The sequence below is a fragment of the Flavobacterium gelidilacus DSM 15343 genome, assembly GCF_000422685.1.
In the GTDB taxonomy this organism is placed as follows: Bacteria; Bacteroidota; Bacteroidia; order Flavobacteriales; family Flavobacteriaceae; genus Flavobacterium; species Flavobacterium gelidilacus.
The window spans coordinates 1-13,285 of record NZ_AUGN01000004.1 but is presented as its reverse complement, the minus strand read 5'-3'; the positions used below and the strand labels follow the sequence as shown (position 1 = coordinate 13,285).

Annotated in this window: 16 protein-coding genes and 1 rRNA gene; 11 read left to right on the top strand and 6 right to left on the bottom strand. The window is 29.1% G+C overall.

Features of this window, described 5'->3' with window-relative positions:
• The first annotated feature begins 9 nt into the window (after window positions 1-9).
• Both G507_RS0102825 and G507_RS0102820 read left to right on the top strand, forming a co-directional pair.
• Window positions 10-420, top strand: a complete 411-nt coding sequence (locus G507_RS0102825) for a hypothetical protein (RefSeq protein WP_026716067.1) — start codon at window positions 10-12, stop codon at window positions 418-420.
• Window positions 421-540: 120 nt separating this feature from the next.
• Complete coding sequence (locus tag G507_RS0102820) at window positions 541-999, top strand: hypothetical protein (protein WP_026716066.1); 459 nt, start codon at window positions 541-543, stop codon at window positions 997-999.
• Window positions 1,000-1,057: 58 nt separating this feature from the next.
• Here the strand turns inward: G507_RS0102820 and G507_RS0102815 are convergent, their stop codons facing one another.
• The gene (locus G507_RS0102815; protein ID WP_026716065.1) at window positions 1,058-2,524 is read right to left on the bottom strand and encodes an aminoacyl-histidine dipeptidase; all 1,467 of its coding nucleotides are present in this window, start codon (window positions 2,522-2,524) and stop codon (window positions 1,058-1,060) included.
• 98 nt (window positions 2,525-2,622) lie between these two features.
• Between G507_RS0102815 and G507_RS0102810 the strand changes: the two genes are divergently transcribed.
• Window positions 2,623-3,681 (top strand): DUF3810 domain-containing protein, encoded by a 1,059-nt coding sequence (locus tag G507_RS0102810; RefSeq protein ID WP_026716064.1) that lies wholly within the window; start codon window positions 2,623-2,625, stop codon window positions 3,679-3,681.
• Here G507_RS0102810 and G507_RS0102805 read toward each other — a convergent pair.
• Together G507_RS0102805 and G507_RS0102800 are read right to left on the bottom strand one after the other, a co-directional pair.
• A complete protein-coding gene (locus G507_RS0102805) occupies window positions 3,671-4,405 on the bottom strand; it encodes a DUF5694 domain-containing protein (RefSeq protein ID WP_157496473.1) in 735 nt (244 codons plus the stop codon). The genes G507_RS0102810 and G507_RS0102805 overlap by 11 nt on opposite strands.
• 103 nt (window positions 4,406-4,508) lie before the next feature.
• Window positions 4,509-5,813 carry an NAD(P)/FAD-dependent oxidoreductase gene (locus tag G507_RS0102800; protein WP_035665540.1) on the bottom strand — a complete coding sequence of 435 codons (1,305 nt, stop codon included), beginning with the start codon at window positions 5,811-5,813 and terminating at the stop codon, window positions 4,509-4,511.
• Between the two features lie 157 nt (window positions 5,814-5,970).
• On the opposite strand from G507_RS0102800, the gene G507_RS0102795 reads away from it, so the two are divergent.
• The 3 genes from G507_RS0102795 to G507_RS0102785 are packed head-to-tail and all read left to right on the top strand — an operon-like array spanning window position 5,971 to window position 7,948.
• Window positions 5,971-6,465, top strand: coding sequence for an RNA polymerase sigma factor (locus G507_RS0102795; RefSeq protein WP_026716061.1), 495 nt, complete (start codon window positions 5,971-5,973; stop codon window positions 6,463-6,465).
• 2 nt (window positions 6,466-6,467) lie between these two features.
• A complete protein-coding gene (locus G507_RS0102790; RefSeq protein ID WP_026716060.1) occupies window positions 6,468-7,085 on the top strand; it encodes a hypothetical protein in 618 nt (205 codons plus the stop codon).
• 5 nt (window positions 7,086-7,090) lie between these two features.
• Window positions 7,091-7,948 carry a TraB/GumN family protein gene (locus G507_RS0102785; RefSeq protein WP_026716059.1) on the top strand — a complete coding sequence of 286 codons (858 nt, stop codon included), beginning with the start codon at window positions 7,091-7,093 and terminating at the stop codon, window positions 7,946-7,948.
• 33 nt (window positions 7,949-7,981) lie between these two features.
• Here G507_RS0102785 and G507_RS0102780 read toward each other — a convergent pair whose 3' ends face one another.
• Window positions 7,982-8,785: a lysophospholipid acyltransferase family protein gene (locus tag G507_RS0102780; RefSeq protein WP_026716058.1), complete on the bottom strand. Its 804-nt coding sequence runs from the start codon at window positions 8,783-8,785 to the stop codon at window positions 7,982-7,984.
• A 44-nt stretch (window positions 8,786-8,829) separates the two neighbouring features.
• Complete coding sequence (locus G507_RS0102775; RefSeq protein ID WP_026716057.1) at window positions 8,830-9,471, bottom strand: NUDIX hydrolase; 642 nt, start codon at window positions 9,469-9,471, stop codon at window positions 8,830-8,832.
• A gap of 68 nt (window positions 9,472-9,539) precedes the next feature.
• Here G507_RS0102775 and G507_RS0102770 point away from each other — a divergent pair, with 68 nt between their 5' ends.
• The 5 genes from G507_RS0102770 to G507_RS0102750 all read left to right on the top strand — a co-directional run bounded on the left by G507_RS0102770 (window position 9,540) and on the right by G507_RS0102750 (window position 12,786).
• Window positions 9,540-9,983: a DUF4268 domain-containing protein gene (locus tag G507_RS0102770; protein ID WP_026716056.1), complete on the top strand. Its 444-nt coding sequence runs from the start codon at window positions 9,540-9,542 to the stop codon at window positions 9,981-9,983.
• Window positions 9,984-10,054: 71 nt separating this feature from the next.
• Window positions 10,055-10,534: a peptide-methionine (R)-S-oxide reductase MsrB gene (msrB, locus tag G507_RS0102765; protein ID WP_026716055.1), complete on the top strand. Its 480-nt coding sequence runs from the start codon at window positions 10,055-10,057 to the stop codon at window positions 10,532-10,534.
• A gap of 58 nt (window positions 10,535-10,592) precedes the next feature.
• Window positions 10,593-11,081, top strand: a complete 489-nt coding sequence (locus G507_RS0102760) for a DinB family protein (RefSeq protein ID WP_026716054.1) — start codon at window positions 10,593-10,595, stop codon at window positions 11,079-11,081.
• Window positions 11,069-11,743, top strand: a complete 675-nt coding sequence (locus tag G507_RS0102755; RefSeq protein WP_026716053.1) for an NRDE family protein — start codon at window positions 11,069-11,071, stop codon at window positions 11,741-11,743. Before G507_RS0102760 ends, G507_RS0102755 begins: the two co-directional genes overlap by 13 nt.
• Window positions 11,743-12,786 (top strand): D-alanine--D-alanine ligase, encoded by a 1,044-nt coding sequence (locus G507_RS0102750; RefSeq protein WP_026716052.1) that lies wholly within the window; start codon window positions 11,743-11,745, stop codon window positions 12,784-12,786. The genes G507_RS0102755 and G507_RS0102750 overlap by 1 nt, the downstream gene beginning before the upstream one ends.
• Before the next feature lie 305 nt (window positions 12,787-13,091).
• Here the strand turns inward: G507_RS0102750 and rrf are convergent.
• Window positions 13,092-13,201: ribosomal RNA gene (rrf, locus tag G507_RS0102745) — 5S ribosomal RNA — on the bottom strand.
• Between the last annotated feature and the right edge of the window lie 84 nt (window positions 13,202-13,285).

The window sequence follows — 13,285 nt, the reverse complement described above, 5'->3', positions numbered from 1 at the left end:
ATCTGTAATATGACTTTAAAAGACAAAACAATTTCAAAAGGATTTATTATTGCAGGATTAATGAATAGTTCAGTCCTTCTTTTTTCAAGGTTATTTACAAATACTACAATTCCTGAATTTGATCCTGATGTTATGTCAAATTTCGGATTATTAATGATTTTTATTTGGGGCTTAGCTTACATATCAGTTGCTAAAGTTTTTAAAAACGTTAAATGGCTAATCGCAATTTTTGCTGTTGAAAAATTTATTTATGGTTATATTTGGATAAATTGGTTACTTAAGAACAATCTATCAGCTGTCTTTGAAAAGGATTTAATGGCTGGAGTATTTTACGCTATTTATGGAGCTAATGATTGGCTCTTTTTTATCTTTTTTTCATTTGTTTTTATTAGATTAATGAGATCTAGGAATAGTGAATAATATTTCTAAATCTTATTCAATTCAAAAATTAAATATATTTCTAAATATTTTTTATGATTTGTTAAAGCTTTCATTTACAAAATTTTAGTAACTTTATTAAGTAATTTTAAATTTTGAATTATGGAAACTTCAAAAAGATTTAATCAGGCTATAAAAAAATTATACAACGCTTTTCACAATGACACCTTAAACCCAGAATCATGTACAGAATGTGCCGTTGGAAACATACTAGATAATAAAGACTTTTGGAAACATTTATCAGATTGTCATGGTGCTGTAAAACTTAATTATGTTGGTTTAATAAATCAAAATTTTGGAAAAAAATTCAATGGTTATTCTCCTATAGAATTATTACAAATTGAGATGGAATTTTTATCAAAATGTGGGTATAAGCTGCCTTTAAAACACCTCAAAAATGCTAAAAAGAACATCAGTAAGAACACCTTATTCCTTGGTTTATGTGGTGTTGTAGAATTGCTTTGCAAGTTTGATAATGTTCCTAATATAATGGATTGTTCCAAGTTATTTGCTTACAATGATAACAATCCAAAAAACGAAATTTTAGAAATGATAAACTAAAAAAAATTAAAAAGCCTCATTTCAAAAATGAGGCTTTTTAATTTCTATATTATTTATTTTAGTTTTTAACTGGAATATTCTCCAAAACTTCCAATACAAATTTCCAATACTTTTGAGCAGAAGAAATACTAGCTCTTTCATCTGGACTATGTGCTCCTTTGATTGTTGGTCCAAAAGAAATCATATCCATATCTGGATAATTTGTTCCTAAAATTCCACATTCTAATCCAGCGTGACAAGCTACAACATCTGCTTTCTTACCGTTTTGTTTTTCATAAATTGAACTCAAAACATCTAATATTTCAGAATTTGCGTTTGGTGTCCAACCTGGATAACTTCCAGAAAATTCAACTTCACAACCCATTAATTCAAAGGCTGAACGTAATGAATTCGCTAAATCAAATTTGGCAGTTTCTACAGAAGAACGTGTTAAACATTGTACAGATAATTTTCCTTCACCAACAATTACTTTAGCAATGTTGTTTGAAGTTTCAACTAAATCAGCAAAATCAGCACTCATTCTATAAACTCCATTGTGAGCTGTGTACAACGCACGAACTAAAAAGTATTGAGCCATTGGTGGCATAACTTTAGCTGGAGTAATTTCTGATTTCTCGATTACTACCTCTAAATTTGGTTCCGTTGTTTTTAATTCAGTTTTAATGTCATTGATGATATCTTGCATGTCAAATACGAAAGCTTCATCATAAACATCTGCAATTACAACTTGTGCAACACTTTCTCTTGGAATTGCGTTACGTAAACTTCCTCCTTTTATAGAAGCAATTTGTAATCCAAAATCATCAAAACCATCAAATAAAAGACGATTCATGATTTTGTTAGCATTTCCTAATCCTTTATGAATATCCATTCCTGAATGTCCACCACTTAAACCTTTTACAGTAATAGTATAACCTACAGCGTTTTCTGGAGTTTCTTCTTCGTCATATTCAGCCGTTGCAGTAACATCTACTCCACCAGCACAACCTATGTCAATTTCGTCATCTTCTTCAGTGTCTAAATTTAAAAGAATTTCTCCTTCTAACATTCCACCTTGTAAACCCATTGCACCAGTCATTCCGGTTTCTTCATCAATTGTGAACAAAGCTTCAATCGCTGGATGTTTGATAGTTTTACTTTCCAAAACTGCCATAATCGTAGCAACTCCTAACCCATTGTCTGCTCCAAGTGTTGTTCCGTTTGCACGAACCCAATCCCCATCAACATACATTTCAATCCCTTGTGTGTCGAAATCAAAATTAGTATCGTTATTTTTTTGATGCACCATATCTAAATGCGATTGCATTACGACGGTTTTTCTATTTTCCATTCCTACTGAAGCTGGTTTTTTGATGATTACATTTCCAACTTCATCTTTTACTACTTCGAATCCTAATTTTTTTCCGAAATCCATCATAAAAGCAATGACTCTTTCTTCTTTTTTAGAAGGTCTAGGCACTGCATTTAAATCTGCAAATTTGTTCCAAAGCTCTTTAGGTTCAAGGTTTCTTACTTCTTGGCTCATTATATTTATGTTTTTGTAAGTTTCAAAGTGCAAAGTTACAAAGTTTAATTTCTTTAGGAATTGATTTGTAGTTATATTTACGTTTTTAAATCAATACTGTGCAAAGAAAATACATTTTACCTATACTATTAATTGTCCAAATCATCCTTGTAAAAACTTTAGCTTTCGTTCCTAAAAGTATAGAAAACTATTATAGTAATGGCCTCTACCCTATTCTTTCAAAAGGTTTGAGACTTATTTTTGGTTCGCTTTCTTTTTCTTTTGGAGATGTGATTTATGGCGTTTTAATTTTCTTATTAATCAAATGGATTTTAAAAAACAGAAAAGGGTTTTTCAAAAATTGGAAAGCAAATGGACTTAGGATTCTAAGCATTCTGTCTATATTTTATTTCTTCTTTCATTTTTTATGGGGAATGAATTATTATCGAATTCCGATACATGAAAAATTGAAAATCAATAAAGAATATGCATTAGCTGATTTAGAAAAGTTGACTAAAAAAATGATTGAAAAATCAAATCAATTACAATTAAGAATAACATCAAATGATTCAGTTGCTGTAATAAATCCCTACACTGAAAAAGAGATTTTTGAAATGGCTCAAAATGGTTATCACAAGTTACCAAAAGATTTAAAAGAATTTGATTATCATACCAAAAGTATTAAACAATCCTTATTTAGTATGCCTTTGAGTTATATGGGCTTTGGTGGTTATTTGAATCCATTTACTAATGAAGCTCAAGTCAATTATTTGAAACCAAAGTATTCAACACCTTTTACTACTTGTCACGAAATGGCACATCAAACGGGAATTGGTTCTGAAAGTGAATGTAATTTTATTGGTTATTTGGCTGCTATAAATAATTCAGATGATTATTTTCAATATGCTGCATACACAACTGCAATTAGATATTGTCTTAGAAACTTAGAAGAAATCGAAGAAGGAAAAAGTAAAATATATCTAGAAAAATTAAACAAAGGTGTTTTGAAAAACTTCAACGAAAATGAAGTCTTTTGGAAAGAATATGAAACTCCAATCAATAATTTCTTTGAATACTTCTACGATAATTTCCTAAAAGCGAACCAACAAAAAGATGGTTTAGAAAGTTACAGTAAGTTTATTGGGTTGTTGATTGGTTATGAGAAAATTAGTTCTTAGATAAATGATCCAAAGTGTTTTCTACTTTATATTTTGGATTATTTTCTAAAAAAACATCGAAATAAGCTGTATGAGTAGCTCCCAAAATAATTAAGACTCTATCGTTTTTAGTCAATGGAATATCACAAAAATTAGAATACATTCTTAGGTTTCGTTTATAAAAATCAGTAATAATATCAGCACCTTCATATTTTTCATTGGTATGCATTGTTGCTAAAAAATTATAAAAATTAAACGTTTCCATTTTATATTCTTTCGTATTTATTTTATAGAATTGTTCCAATAAAGGCAGGTTATTTACCTCTTTATAGGAATTCATTTGATTCACCACAAATAAACTATCAGATGCATTTCTGTTTGCTAAATCAATTAAACTAGGATAATCAAAACCCATTTGGTCATCTATCCCATAAATGTATTTCACATCACTTAATCTAGCTGTTTCAAAAGCAATAGCATTTAATTCTTCTGAGTAATTCAACCGATTGGATTGATCTATTATATATTTTTGAAAAACTTCATTTACAAAAGAATTATTGTCGGGCTGCATTTCAATACAAATTACTGTAGGCTTGTATGCAACTAAAAATTTTACAATTTTATTAATATCTTCTTTTACTTGTAAATCTTTTAAATCTCTAACAGCTGTATTTGCATCAGAAGTATGGGTTAAATGTGCTGAACCAAAATTTAAAACACTAATTTTTTCTGAATTATTAGACATAATACCTTTATCTTTTAATGAATTACAGCTAAAAAATAAAATCGACAAAATGACAATCAAAAAACGCTTCATAAGTACTAGTAATTTTGAATTAACAATAATATTATATTTCATCGCTAGTAAAACTAACGGCTTGCTTCTTTTTATAAGGTCGAATAATTAATCGGGCTTCTCTATCAAAACGAATATAATTATAAACCCAATTTAGGAAAACAACCGCTTTATTTTTGAAGCCAATTAAAGAAAACAAATGCACAAACATCCAAACAAACCAAGCAAAAACTCCACTGAACTTATAATTTGGTAAATCTACAACAGCTTTGTTTCTTCCTATTGTTGCCATTGAACCTTTATCTTTGTATTCAAAGGGTTTCATTGATTTTTTATCTAGCAATCTTACTATATTATCTGACAATTGTCTTCCTTGTTGCATAGCAGGTTGAGCCATCATGGGATGACCTTGAGGAAATTCTTCGGAAATCATGGAAGCAATATCACCAACAGCAAAAATATTTTCATAACCAACAACTTGATTAAATTCATTGACTTTAATTCGATCTGCTCTAGCAATTAAACTTTCTGCAGATAAACCATTTACTAATGCACCTTGAACACCAGCTGTCCAAATAACAGTTGCACTATCAAATGTTAGATCAGAATTTGACGTTACTATTCTCCCATCATAGCCTGTTACACGAACGTTTTTCCAAACACTAACACCTAATTTTATTAAAAATTCTTCTGCTTTTTTTGAAGCATTTTCGCTCATAGTATTCAGAATTCTATCACCGCTTTGAATTAGATTAATTTCCATTTTTCTAACATCTAAATCAGGATAATCTTTAGGAAGAATAGCTCTTTTCATTTCAGCTAAAGCTCCAGCTAATTCAACGCCAGTTGGTCCACCACCTACTAAAACAAAATTCATTAAACTGTGACGTTCTTCAATATCATTGGTTAGTAAAGCTTGTTCAAAATTTTCTAAAATTAAACTTCTTATATTTAGAGATTGCGGAATGGTTTTCATGGCCATACAGTTGCGTTCCATTTCTTGATTTCCAAAAAAATTGGTTTTGGAACCCGTTGCTAAAACTAAGTAATCGTATTTTAATTCACCTATATCTGCAATTATTTTATTGTTTTTAGTGTCAATCTCTTTAACATCAGCCAGACGAAAATAAAAATCATTTTTTTCCTGAAGTACTTTTCTAATAGGGTAAGCAATCGAATCAGGTTCTAAACCACCTGTTGCGACTTGATACATTAAAGGTTGAAAGTTGTGATAATTATGTTTGTCTAATAAAACAACTTGTATGTTTTTATTGCGAAGTTTTTTGGCTAATGCTATTCCTGCAAAACCACCACCTATTATTACTAATCTAGGAAAACTGGAGCGTGATATATTCATTATATTCAATGATTTTTATAGTAAAACAAATATACAATTGTTAGTCAATTTTTTATAGATTTTATGAATTCATTCATTGAATTACTATTTATCGACTAAACGTGCTAAAAAAATCAGTATACTTGTAACAACATTCACTTTTGGTATACTTATAGATATGAATCCAGAATCAGAAGAACTTTTTGTAAAGCAATTACAAGAAAACCAGAATATAATCCACAAAATTTGTAGGCTATATACTTCTGATGATGACTCGCACAAGGATTTGTTTCAAGAAATAACAATTCAATTATGGAAAGCTTTTCCGAAATTTAGAGGTGATTCTAAATTTACTACTTGGGCTTATCGTGTTGGATTAAACACTGCAATTACACTTTATAGAAAAAAGAAACGGACAATTGACACCATTGAGTTTAACAATACTTATCATAGGGTAAAACAAGAGGATTACAATTTTGAAGAAGAAGAACAACTAAAATTACTCTACAGTGCTGTTGATCAATTAAATGATATTGAAAAAGCCTTGGTTTTTTTATACATAGAAGATAAAGATTATGCTGAAATATCGGAAACTTTAGGAATTAGTGAAGTAAATGCCAGAGTGAAAATGAATCGTGTAAAAGGAAAATTAAAAAAAATATTAAATCCGTAAAAATGGATGAACTAGATATACTAAAAAAAGATTGGAAGAAGAAAGACCATTCTTTTAATCAAATAACCGAAAAAGAAATTTATGGAATGCTTCATAAAAGATCGTCGTCTATTGTGAAGTGGATTTTGATTATAAGCATTTGTGAATTTTTGATTTTAAGAATACTCGATATTTCAAGCTTTTTTGATAAGTCAAGCATCAAAATGATGGAAAAAAATCATCTATATAACTTTAATTTATTTATAACCGTTTTTAATTTGATTGTATTTTCAGGTTTTATTATTTATTTCTATAAAAATTTTAGAAAAATAAGTGCAGCTTCTTCTGTCAAAAAATTAATGTCAGATATCTTAAAAACAAGAAAAATAGTAAAATATTACATCTGGTATAATTTGCTTTTAGTTAGTATTACTACCTTTTTTGTCCTTAATTCTTTTTTTAAATACAACAAAGAAATTAACGAACTTTATGAAAAATTTCCAGCTATTTTTATAATTAGTAGTATTGTTATTATTGCCGTTATTGTAACGTTGTTTTGGATTATATATAAACTTTTATATGGAATTTTATTAAAACGTTTAAACAACAATTACCAAGAGTTAAAAAAACTTGAAATATAAATAACATGAAACGAATTCTTTTTATTTTTACTTCAATTCTGTTCAGTTTTGCTACTAATGCTCAAGATCTAGAAAAGAGTTTACTCTGGAAAATTTCTGGAAATGGATTAGAAAAACCTTCTTACCTTTTTGGAACAATGCATGCTGTTTGTGAAATAAATTTTGACGATGCTATAAAAAAAGCATTAGATGAAACTTCACAAATGTATCTTGAGATTGATATGGATGACCCAACTTTACAAGCAACCATGATGAAGGGAATGATTATGAAAGATGGTGTAACAATGTCTTCCTTAATGACCGAAGAGGAAGTAAAAATAGTAGATGCTTTTCTAAAAGAAAACATAAGTATCTCTATTAAAATGGTTGATAAATTTAAACCATTTATGATAAGTGCTATGTTTATTCCAAAACTTTTAGAATGTCCAATGCAAACCATTGAAACGGAATTAGTAAAAATTTCGAAAGAACAAAAAGAAGAAGTTTATGGTTTAGAATCAATTTTAGATCAATTAACTGTTTTTGATAAAATTCCTTATAAAACTCAAGTTGAAGAATTAGTCAAAACAGCAAAAGACAACATGGTTAATGATAAAGCAGAAATGAAAAAAATGCTAGCTATTTACAACGACAAAGATATTGAAGGAATGTTAGATTTAATGGATGAATCTGAAAACAAAATTTCATCTAATTTTAATGACGTCTTATTAAACGATAGAAATGATAATTGGATTCCGATTATAGAAAAGGTTTCTAAAGAGAAGCCTACTTTCTATGGAGTTGGTGCAGGACATTTAGCTGGAGAAAATGGTGTTATAAAACTCTTGCGTAAAAAAGGCTATAAAGTTGAAGCTGTAAAATAAAAAAAAACCATCAAATTAATGACGGTTTTATTTTTAATACTTCCACTTTCTATCGTTGTTGAGTTTTGCTTCTTCATCTAAAACTTCTGCTGGAATTACTTTTAAGAATGATTCGTGTTGTTCTATAGCATATTCCATTTTTTCTACAACATCATCAACGGTATCATTATCATAATCAATTTTCAGAGGTTCTTTGATTACCATAGATTGCAGAATACCTTTCTTTTTAATTCTTAACCCTTTTCTATCAAAAGATCTTCTAAAACCATCAATAACAACTGGAACGACAATTGGTCTATGTTGTAATATAATATGAGCTGTACCTTTTCTTACTGGTTTAAACGAACGAGTGGTTCCTTGTGGAAATGTGATTACCCAACCATCATCTAAAGCAATTTTTATATTTTCGGTATCACTTGGGTTAACTTCCCTTTTTACATCTTTACCTTCAGCTCTCCAAGTTCTTTCAACAGTTATGGCACCAACATAAGATAATATTTTTGGCAAAATTCCAGATTCCATGGTTTCTTTTGCAGCAACATAGTAAACATTCATTTTTGGATTCCAAAGATATCCAACGTTTTTAATATTATCTTCTCTGCCTTTTAAACTAGCATTAAACACATGAAACATAGCCACAACATCAGCAAAGTATGTCTGATGGTTAGAAATGAAAAGCACATTTGTGTCCGGTAAATTTTTTATAATTTCAGAACCTTCAATATGCATTTCATTAAAGCCTCTGTACCTTCTATGTGTCAAAGCACCAAAGATTCTAATTAACCATTTCTTTAAGAATAATATATGTCCAAAAGGATTTCTTTTAAATAAACCCATAATATTTTAATTTTTTTTCAAGACTACAAAAGTAATAAAACCTTTTAAATTATAGCCTTTTTGATGTTTTCCTTTAACTCACTCATCATCATAGCTGTTGCGCCCCAAACAACATATTTTTCAACCATAAACGCAGGAACCTCTAAATCAACAGCATAAGAAGTTGTCATTTTAACAATTGAAACAGTAGCATCATCTAAAAAAAGCGATAATGGAAACTCCAAAACACGCTTAACTTCATGTAAATCTGGAATAAATTGTAATTCTTCGTGAGAAATTCCCATGTAAGGATATACTAAAAAATTACTTGGTGGAATATAAATTTCACTAAAAGGCTTAATTACTTGTATTTTTTCAGGATGAATTCCAACTTCTTCATGGGTTTCTCGCAAAGCTGTTTCTTGTAAATCTAAATCCTCTATTTCAACTTTTCCACCAGGAAAACCTATTTGAGATGAATGCACACCAGGATATGTGTTTCTAACTATTAAAGCTAAGTGTGTTATCCCATTTTTAGGATAAAACAACATTAAAACAGCAGCTTTTCTAGGTTTCTTATCAAGATAATTCATTTCCTTTAAAAAAGAAATTCGTTCCAATGGTGCCATTTTTGCATGAGCATCTGAAGAAAGAAGTTTTTCTTTCTGTATTTTTGGAATATATTTGATAAAATCAATAAAAAGCATACTTTTATTTTTAATTCTAAGTTTAAAGATAATCGAAATTTTAATTTCAACACAAATTTCCTATAAAAATGTTTAGTAAAGAAGAAGCACAACGTATAAAAAGAGAGTTTTGGGTAACTTTTGCCGAAGAACATCCAAGAAAATGGATATTATACAACACCAAAATAAAAGATGTTGCGTTTAAATTCTATATAGATAATAAAAAAGCACAAGTTTTACTTGAAATAGAACCAAAAGACGAAAAAAACCGTATAGTATATTATGAGAAGATTGAATCGCTAAAAACTATATTATTAGAAGAATATTTACCTGATGCTGTTTTTGAACGTGATCTATACCTGCAAAACGGAAAAGCCATAAGCCGAATTTGGGTAGAAAAATTGAACGTAAGCAGTAATAATAAAAACACATGGCCAGAAGTATTTGATTTTTTTAATGAAAAAATGGATGCTTTTGAAAGGTTTTTCTTTGAATATGAAGATTATATAAAAGATTTAAAAATAAACACATAATCAAGTTGATGTTCTAAATCTAACATGAATTTGATTTAATTAAAATTAATTTTGACTAAAATAAATAAGTTATGAAAAAGATTTTTGCATTAGTGCTATTAGTAACATTACAATCTTGTTACTCACAGAAAAAAGAAGAAATGAAACCATCTATTGTTAAAACCGAAGCCGAGTGGAAAGCACAATTAACGCCAGAACAATATCAAGTACTGAGAGAAAAAGGTACAGAAAGAGCGTTTACTGGAGAATATTGGGATCATTTTGAAAAAGGAAATTACGTTTGTGCAGCTTGCAACAATGTTTTATTTTCTTCGGAAATGAAATTTGAATCAGATTGCGGTTGGCCTTCTTTCGATAAAGCTGTAAAAGGTTCTGTAAAATATAATGAAGATTTTAGTTTCGGAATGGCAAGAACAGAAGTAGTTTGCGCTAAATGTGGTGGCCATTTAGGTCACGTTTTTGATGATGGTCCAAAAGAAACTACTGGAAAACGTTTTTGTACTAATTCAGTTTCCGTTAAATTCGTACCAGAAGGAAAAGAAGTGGAATAAAGAGCGATCAATTTATCATATTAAATAAATTATTAATTTTAAAATCAAAATTCAAAACATGCTCATAGCTTCTATAAAGGAAAATTTCAATGAAATAATTAGTCTTTTGTCTAGTTTAGAAAGTCAGCAATATACTGTTTGTCATCAAGAATTAAGCAACGCAACAATTGGTGAACACACTAGGCATATTATCGAAATGTATCAATCTTTGCTAAAAAACTATGAAAATGGAAATGTAAATTATGATAAACGTGATAGAAATTTAAGCATTCAAACTGATATTGAATATGCTATTAATTGCATAAATGAAATATTGTCAGAAATTGAGAAACCCAATAAAGAATTATTCCTTGAACAAGGCATTGAAAGAATAAAATACAGTATTTCAACAAATTACGAAAGAGAATTACTTTACAATTTAGAACATAGTATTCATCATCAAGCGTTGATAAAAGTGGCTGTTTTAAAACATCCATCTATTCAATTAAGTGAAAATTTTGGAGTTGCAAAATCAACAATCGAATATAGAAATCAATGTGTACAGTAAGTTTTGTCCCGCTAAAAGATAGTTATTGCATAACTTCAAATAGAGATGAAAGTATTTTAAGAGAAAGAGCAATTCCTCCAACTAAATACATAATCAATAATAAAGAAGTTTACTTTCCAAAAGATCCAAAGGCAGGAGGAACATGGTTTGCTCATAACAATAAAAGTTCAATTGTTTTACTAAATGGAGCAAGAGAAAAACACATTCATAAATCAAATTACAGAAAAAGTAGAGGACTAATCGTTTTAGACTTAATTTCATCTGTAAATCCAATTCAAGAATGGGATTCAATTGACTTAGACAATATCGAGCCTTTTACAATTGTATTATTTTGTGAAGAGAAATTATTTCAATTGCAATGGGATGAGATTGAAAAAAATTGTATTGAGTTAGATGCAAATAAAAATCACATTTGGTCATCATCCACTTTATATAAAAAAGAAAAAAGAGAAGAGAGAGCAGCTTGGTTTCAAGATTTCATGTTATCTGAAAATGAAATGAATAGCCAAAAACTATTAAATTTCCATCAATTTACTGAAAGTGATAATAAAAACTTCGGACTTCAAATTAATAGAAACAATATTTTAAAAACTATTAGCATTACCCAATGTATTATTTCTAAAAATAATATTACATTTAATTACATTGATTTATTAGACTAATGAAAAGCACTAAATTATTTTTACATAAACTAACAAATTGGGAATATTGGCCTTATCAAGTGCTTTATACACCTGTCTATTTTCAATATTTATACTATGTTTTTAGAACAAGGTCATTCTTCTTTTTTAATGCCTCAAATCCTACTATTAAAAATGGAGGTTTTTTTATGGAATCTAAAAAAGAAATTTATGATTTAATTCCTCAAGAGTATTATCCAAAAACACTTTTATTTAAAGCTAAAGAAGATATAGAGATAGTTAATAAGCTTTTGACAGAAAAAGAAATAAAATTTCCTTTAATTGCTAAACCTGACATTGGCTTAAGAGGAACAGCTGTTAAAAAAATTGATAATTTAAAGGAGTTAGAAAAATACATAAAGCAAGCAAATTTCGATTTTTTAATTCAAGACTTAATTCCCTATGAAAACGAAATTGGATTATTCTATGTAAAATTACCAAATTCTGATAAAGGATTACTAACAGGAATTGTTTCAAAGGAATTCCTAATCTTAAAAGGAAATGGAATAAACACAATCAGAGAACTTCTTTTACAAGACCCTAGATTTGAATTACAAATACCAGTTTTAGAAAAAGAATTTTCCGAAATTATTGATACTATTTTAGAGACCAATAAAAGTATAAATTTAGTTCCTTATGGAAATCACTGCAGAGGAACAAAATTTGTAGATGCAAGCCATAAAATAACACCAAAAATGACTGAATCCTTCAACGAAATATGCTCAAAAATAGAAGGTTTTCATTTTGGAAGAATGGATATAATGTACAGTAATTATTCAGATTTAGAACAAGGCAGAAATTTCCAAATAGTAGAAATAAACGGAGCTATAAGCGAACCAACACACATGTACGACCCAAAACACTCCTTATTATATGGATGGAAAGAACTAACCAGACATTTTCATTACATGTATTTAATAAGTAAAGAAAACCGTAAGAAAGGAGCTAAATATCTAACTTTTAAAGAAGGAGTTACAGAGTTTAAAAATCATCACAAACATTACGATAGAATTCTAGAATTTTAAAAAACGAAACCCAATTCGCAAGAGTTGGATTTTTTTTTGTGCGTGTCCCTTTGGGCCGGGCTATCCGCACTCGCTTTTTTTGTTTAAAGTATTTTACAAAAAAGAGCTCAAACAATTGCTCCTATCCCTCACGCAATCCACGTTACTATTCATATTTGAGTTTTAATACAACTTTTACACAGTAAATAACTTCATTAATTGGAGTTTGGTTTCTATTTTTTATAAATACAGCCGTATTTAGAGTTTTCTAGAAAAGTTTAAAACAACAAAAAACCCTTATCAACTAAATGATAAGGGTTTCTAAAGAAAGGCGACGACATACTCTCCCACATTACTGCAGTACCATCTGCGCAATCGGGCTTAACTTCTCTGTTCGGAATGGGAAGAGGTGAGCCCCGACGCAATAACCACCTTAAGCTGGTTTGCAAGGGTATCCCGATGTATCGGGACAACGTTACAGAATATCTTAACATACTGAGATAAATAAATTTAATATTTT

Excerpts from the sequence above, each read along its gene's own strand:
- G507_RS0102815 (WP_026716065.1), bottom strand. The coding sequence starts at position 2,524 with ATGAGCCAAGAAGTAAGAAACCTTGAACCTAAAGAGCTTTGGAACAAA.
- G507_RS0102805 (WP_157496473.1), bottom strand. The coding sequence starts at position 4,405 with ATGTCTAATAATTCAGAAAAAATTAGTGTTTTAAATTTTGGTTCAGCA.
- G507_RS0102790 (WP_026716060.1), top strand. The coding sequence starts at position 6,468 with ATGGATGAACTAGATATACTAAAAAAAGATTGGAAGAAGAAAGACCAT.
- msrB (WP_026716055.1), top strand. The coding sequence starts at position 10,055 with ATGAAAAAGATTTTTGCATTAGTGCTATTAGTAACATTACAATCTTGT.
- G507_RS0102750 (WP_026716052.1), top strand. The coding sequence starts at position 11,743 with ATGAAAAGCACTAAATTATTTTTACATAAACTAACAAATTGGGAATAT.
- G507_RS0102760 (WP_026716054.1), top strand. The coding sequence starts at position 10,593 with ATGCTCATAGCTTCTATAAAGGAAAATTTCAATGAAATAATTAGTCTT.
- G507_RS0102800 (WP_035665540.1), bottom strand. The coding sequence starts at position 5,813 with ATGAATATATCACGCTCCAGTTTTCCTAGATTAGTAATAATAGGTGGT.
- G507_RS0102825 (WP_026716067.1), top strand. The coding sequence starts at position 10 with ATGACTTTAAAAGACAAAACAATTTCAAAAGGATTTATTATTGCAGGA.
- G507_RS0102770 (WP_026716056.1), top strand. The coding sequence starts at position 9,540 with ATGTTTAGTAAAGAAGAAGCACAACGTATAAAAAGAGAGTTTTGGGTA.
- G507_RS0102780 (WP_026716058.1), bottom strand. The coding sequence starts at position 8,785 with ATGGGTTTATTTAAAAGAAATCCTTTTGGACATATATTATTCTTAAAG.
- G507_RS0102755 (WP_026716053.1), top strand. The coding sequence starts at position 11,069 with ATGTGTACAGTAAGTTTTGTCCCGCTAAAAGATAGTTATTGCATAACT.
- G507_RS0102795 (WP_026716061.1), top strand. The coding sequence starts at position 5,971 with ATGAATCCAGAATCAGAAGAACTTTTTGTAAAGCAATTACAAGAAAAC.
- G507_RS0102785 (WP_026716059.1), top strand. The coding sequence starts at position 7,091 with ATGAAACGAATTCTTTTTATTTTTACTTCAATTCTGTTCAGTTTTGCT.
- G507_RS0102775 (WP_026716057.1), bottom strand. The coding sequence starts at position 9,471 with ATGCTTTTTATTGATTTTATCAAATATATTCCAAAAATACAGAAAGAA.
- G507_RS0102820 (WP_026716066.1), top strand. The coding sequence starts at position 541 with ATGGAAACTTCAAAAAGATTTAATCAGGCTATAAAAAAATTATACAAC.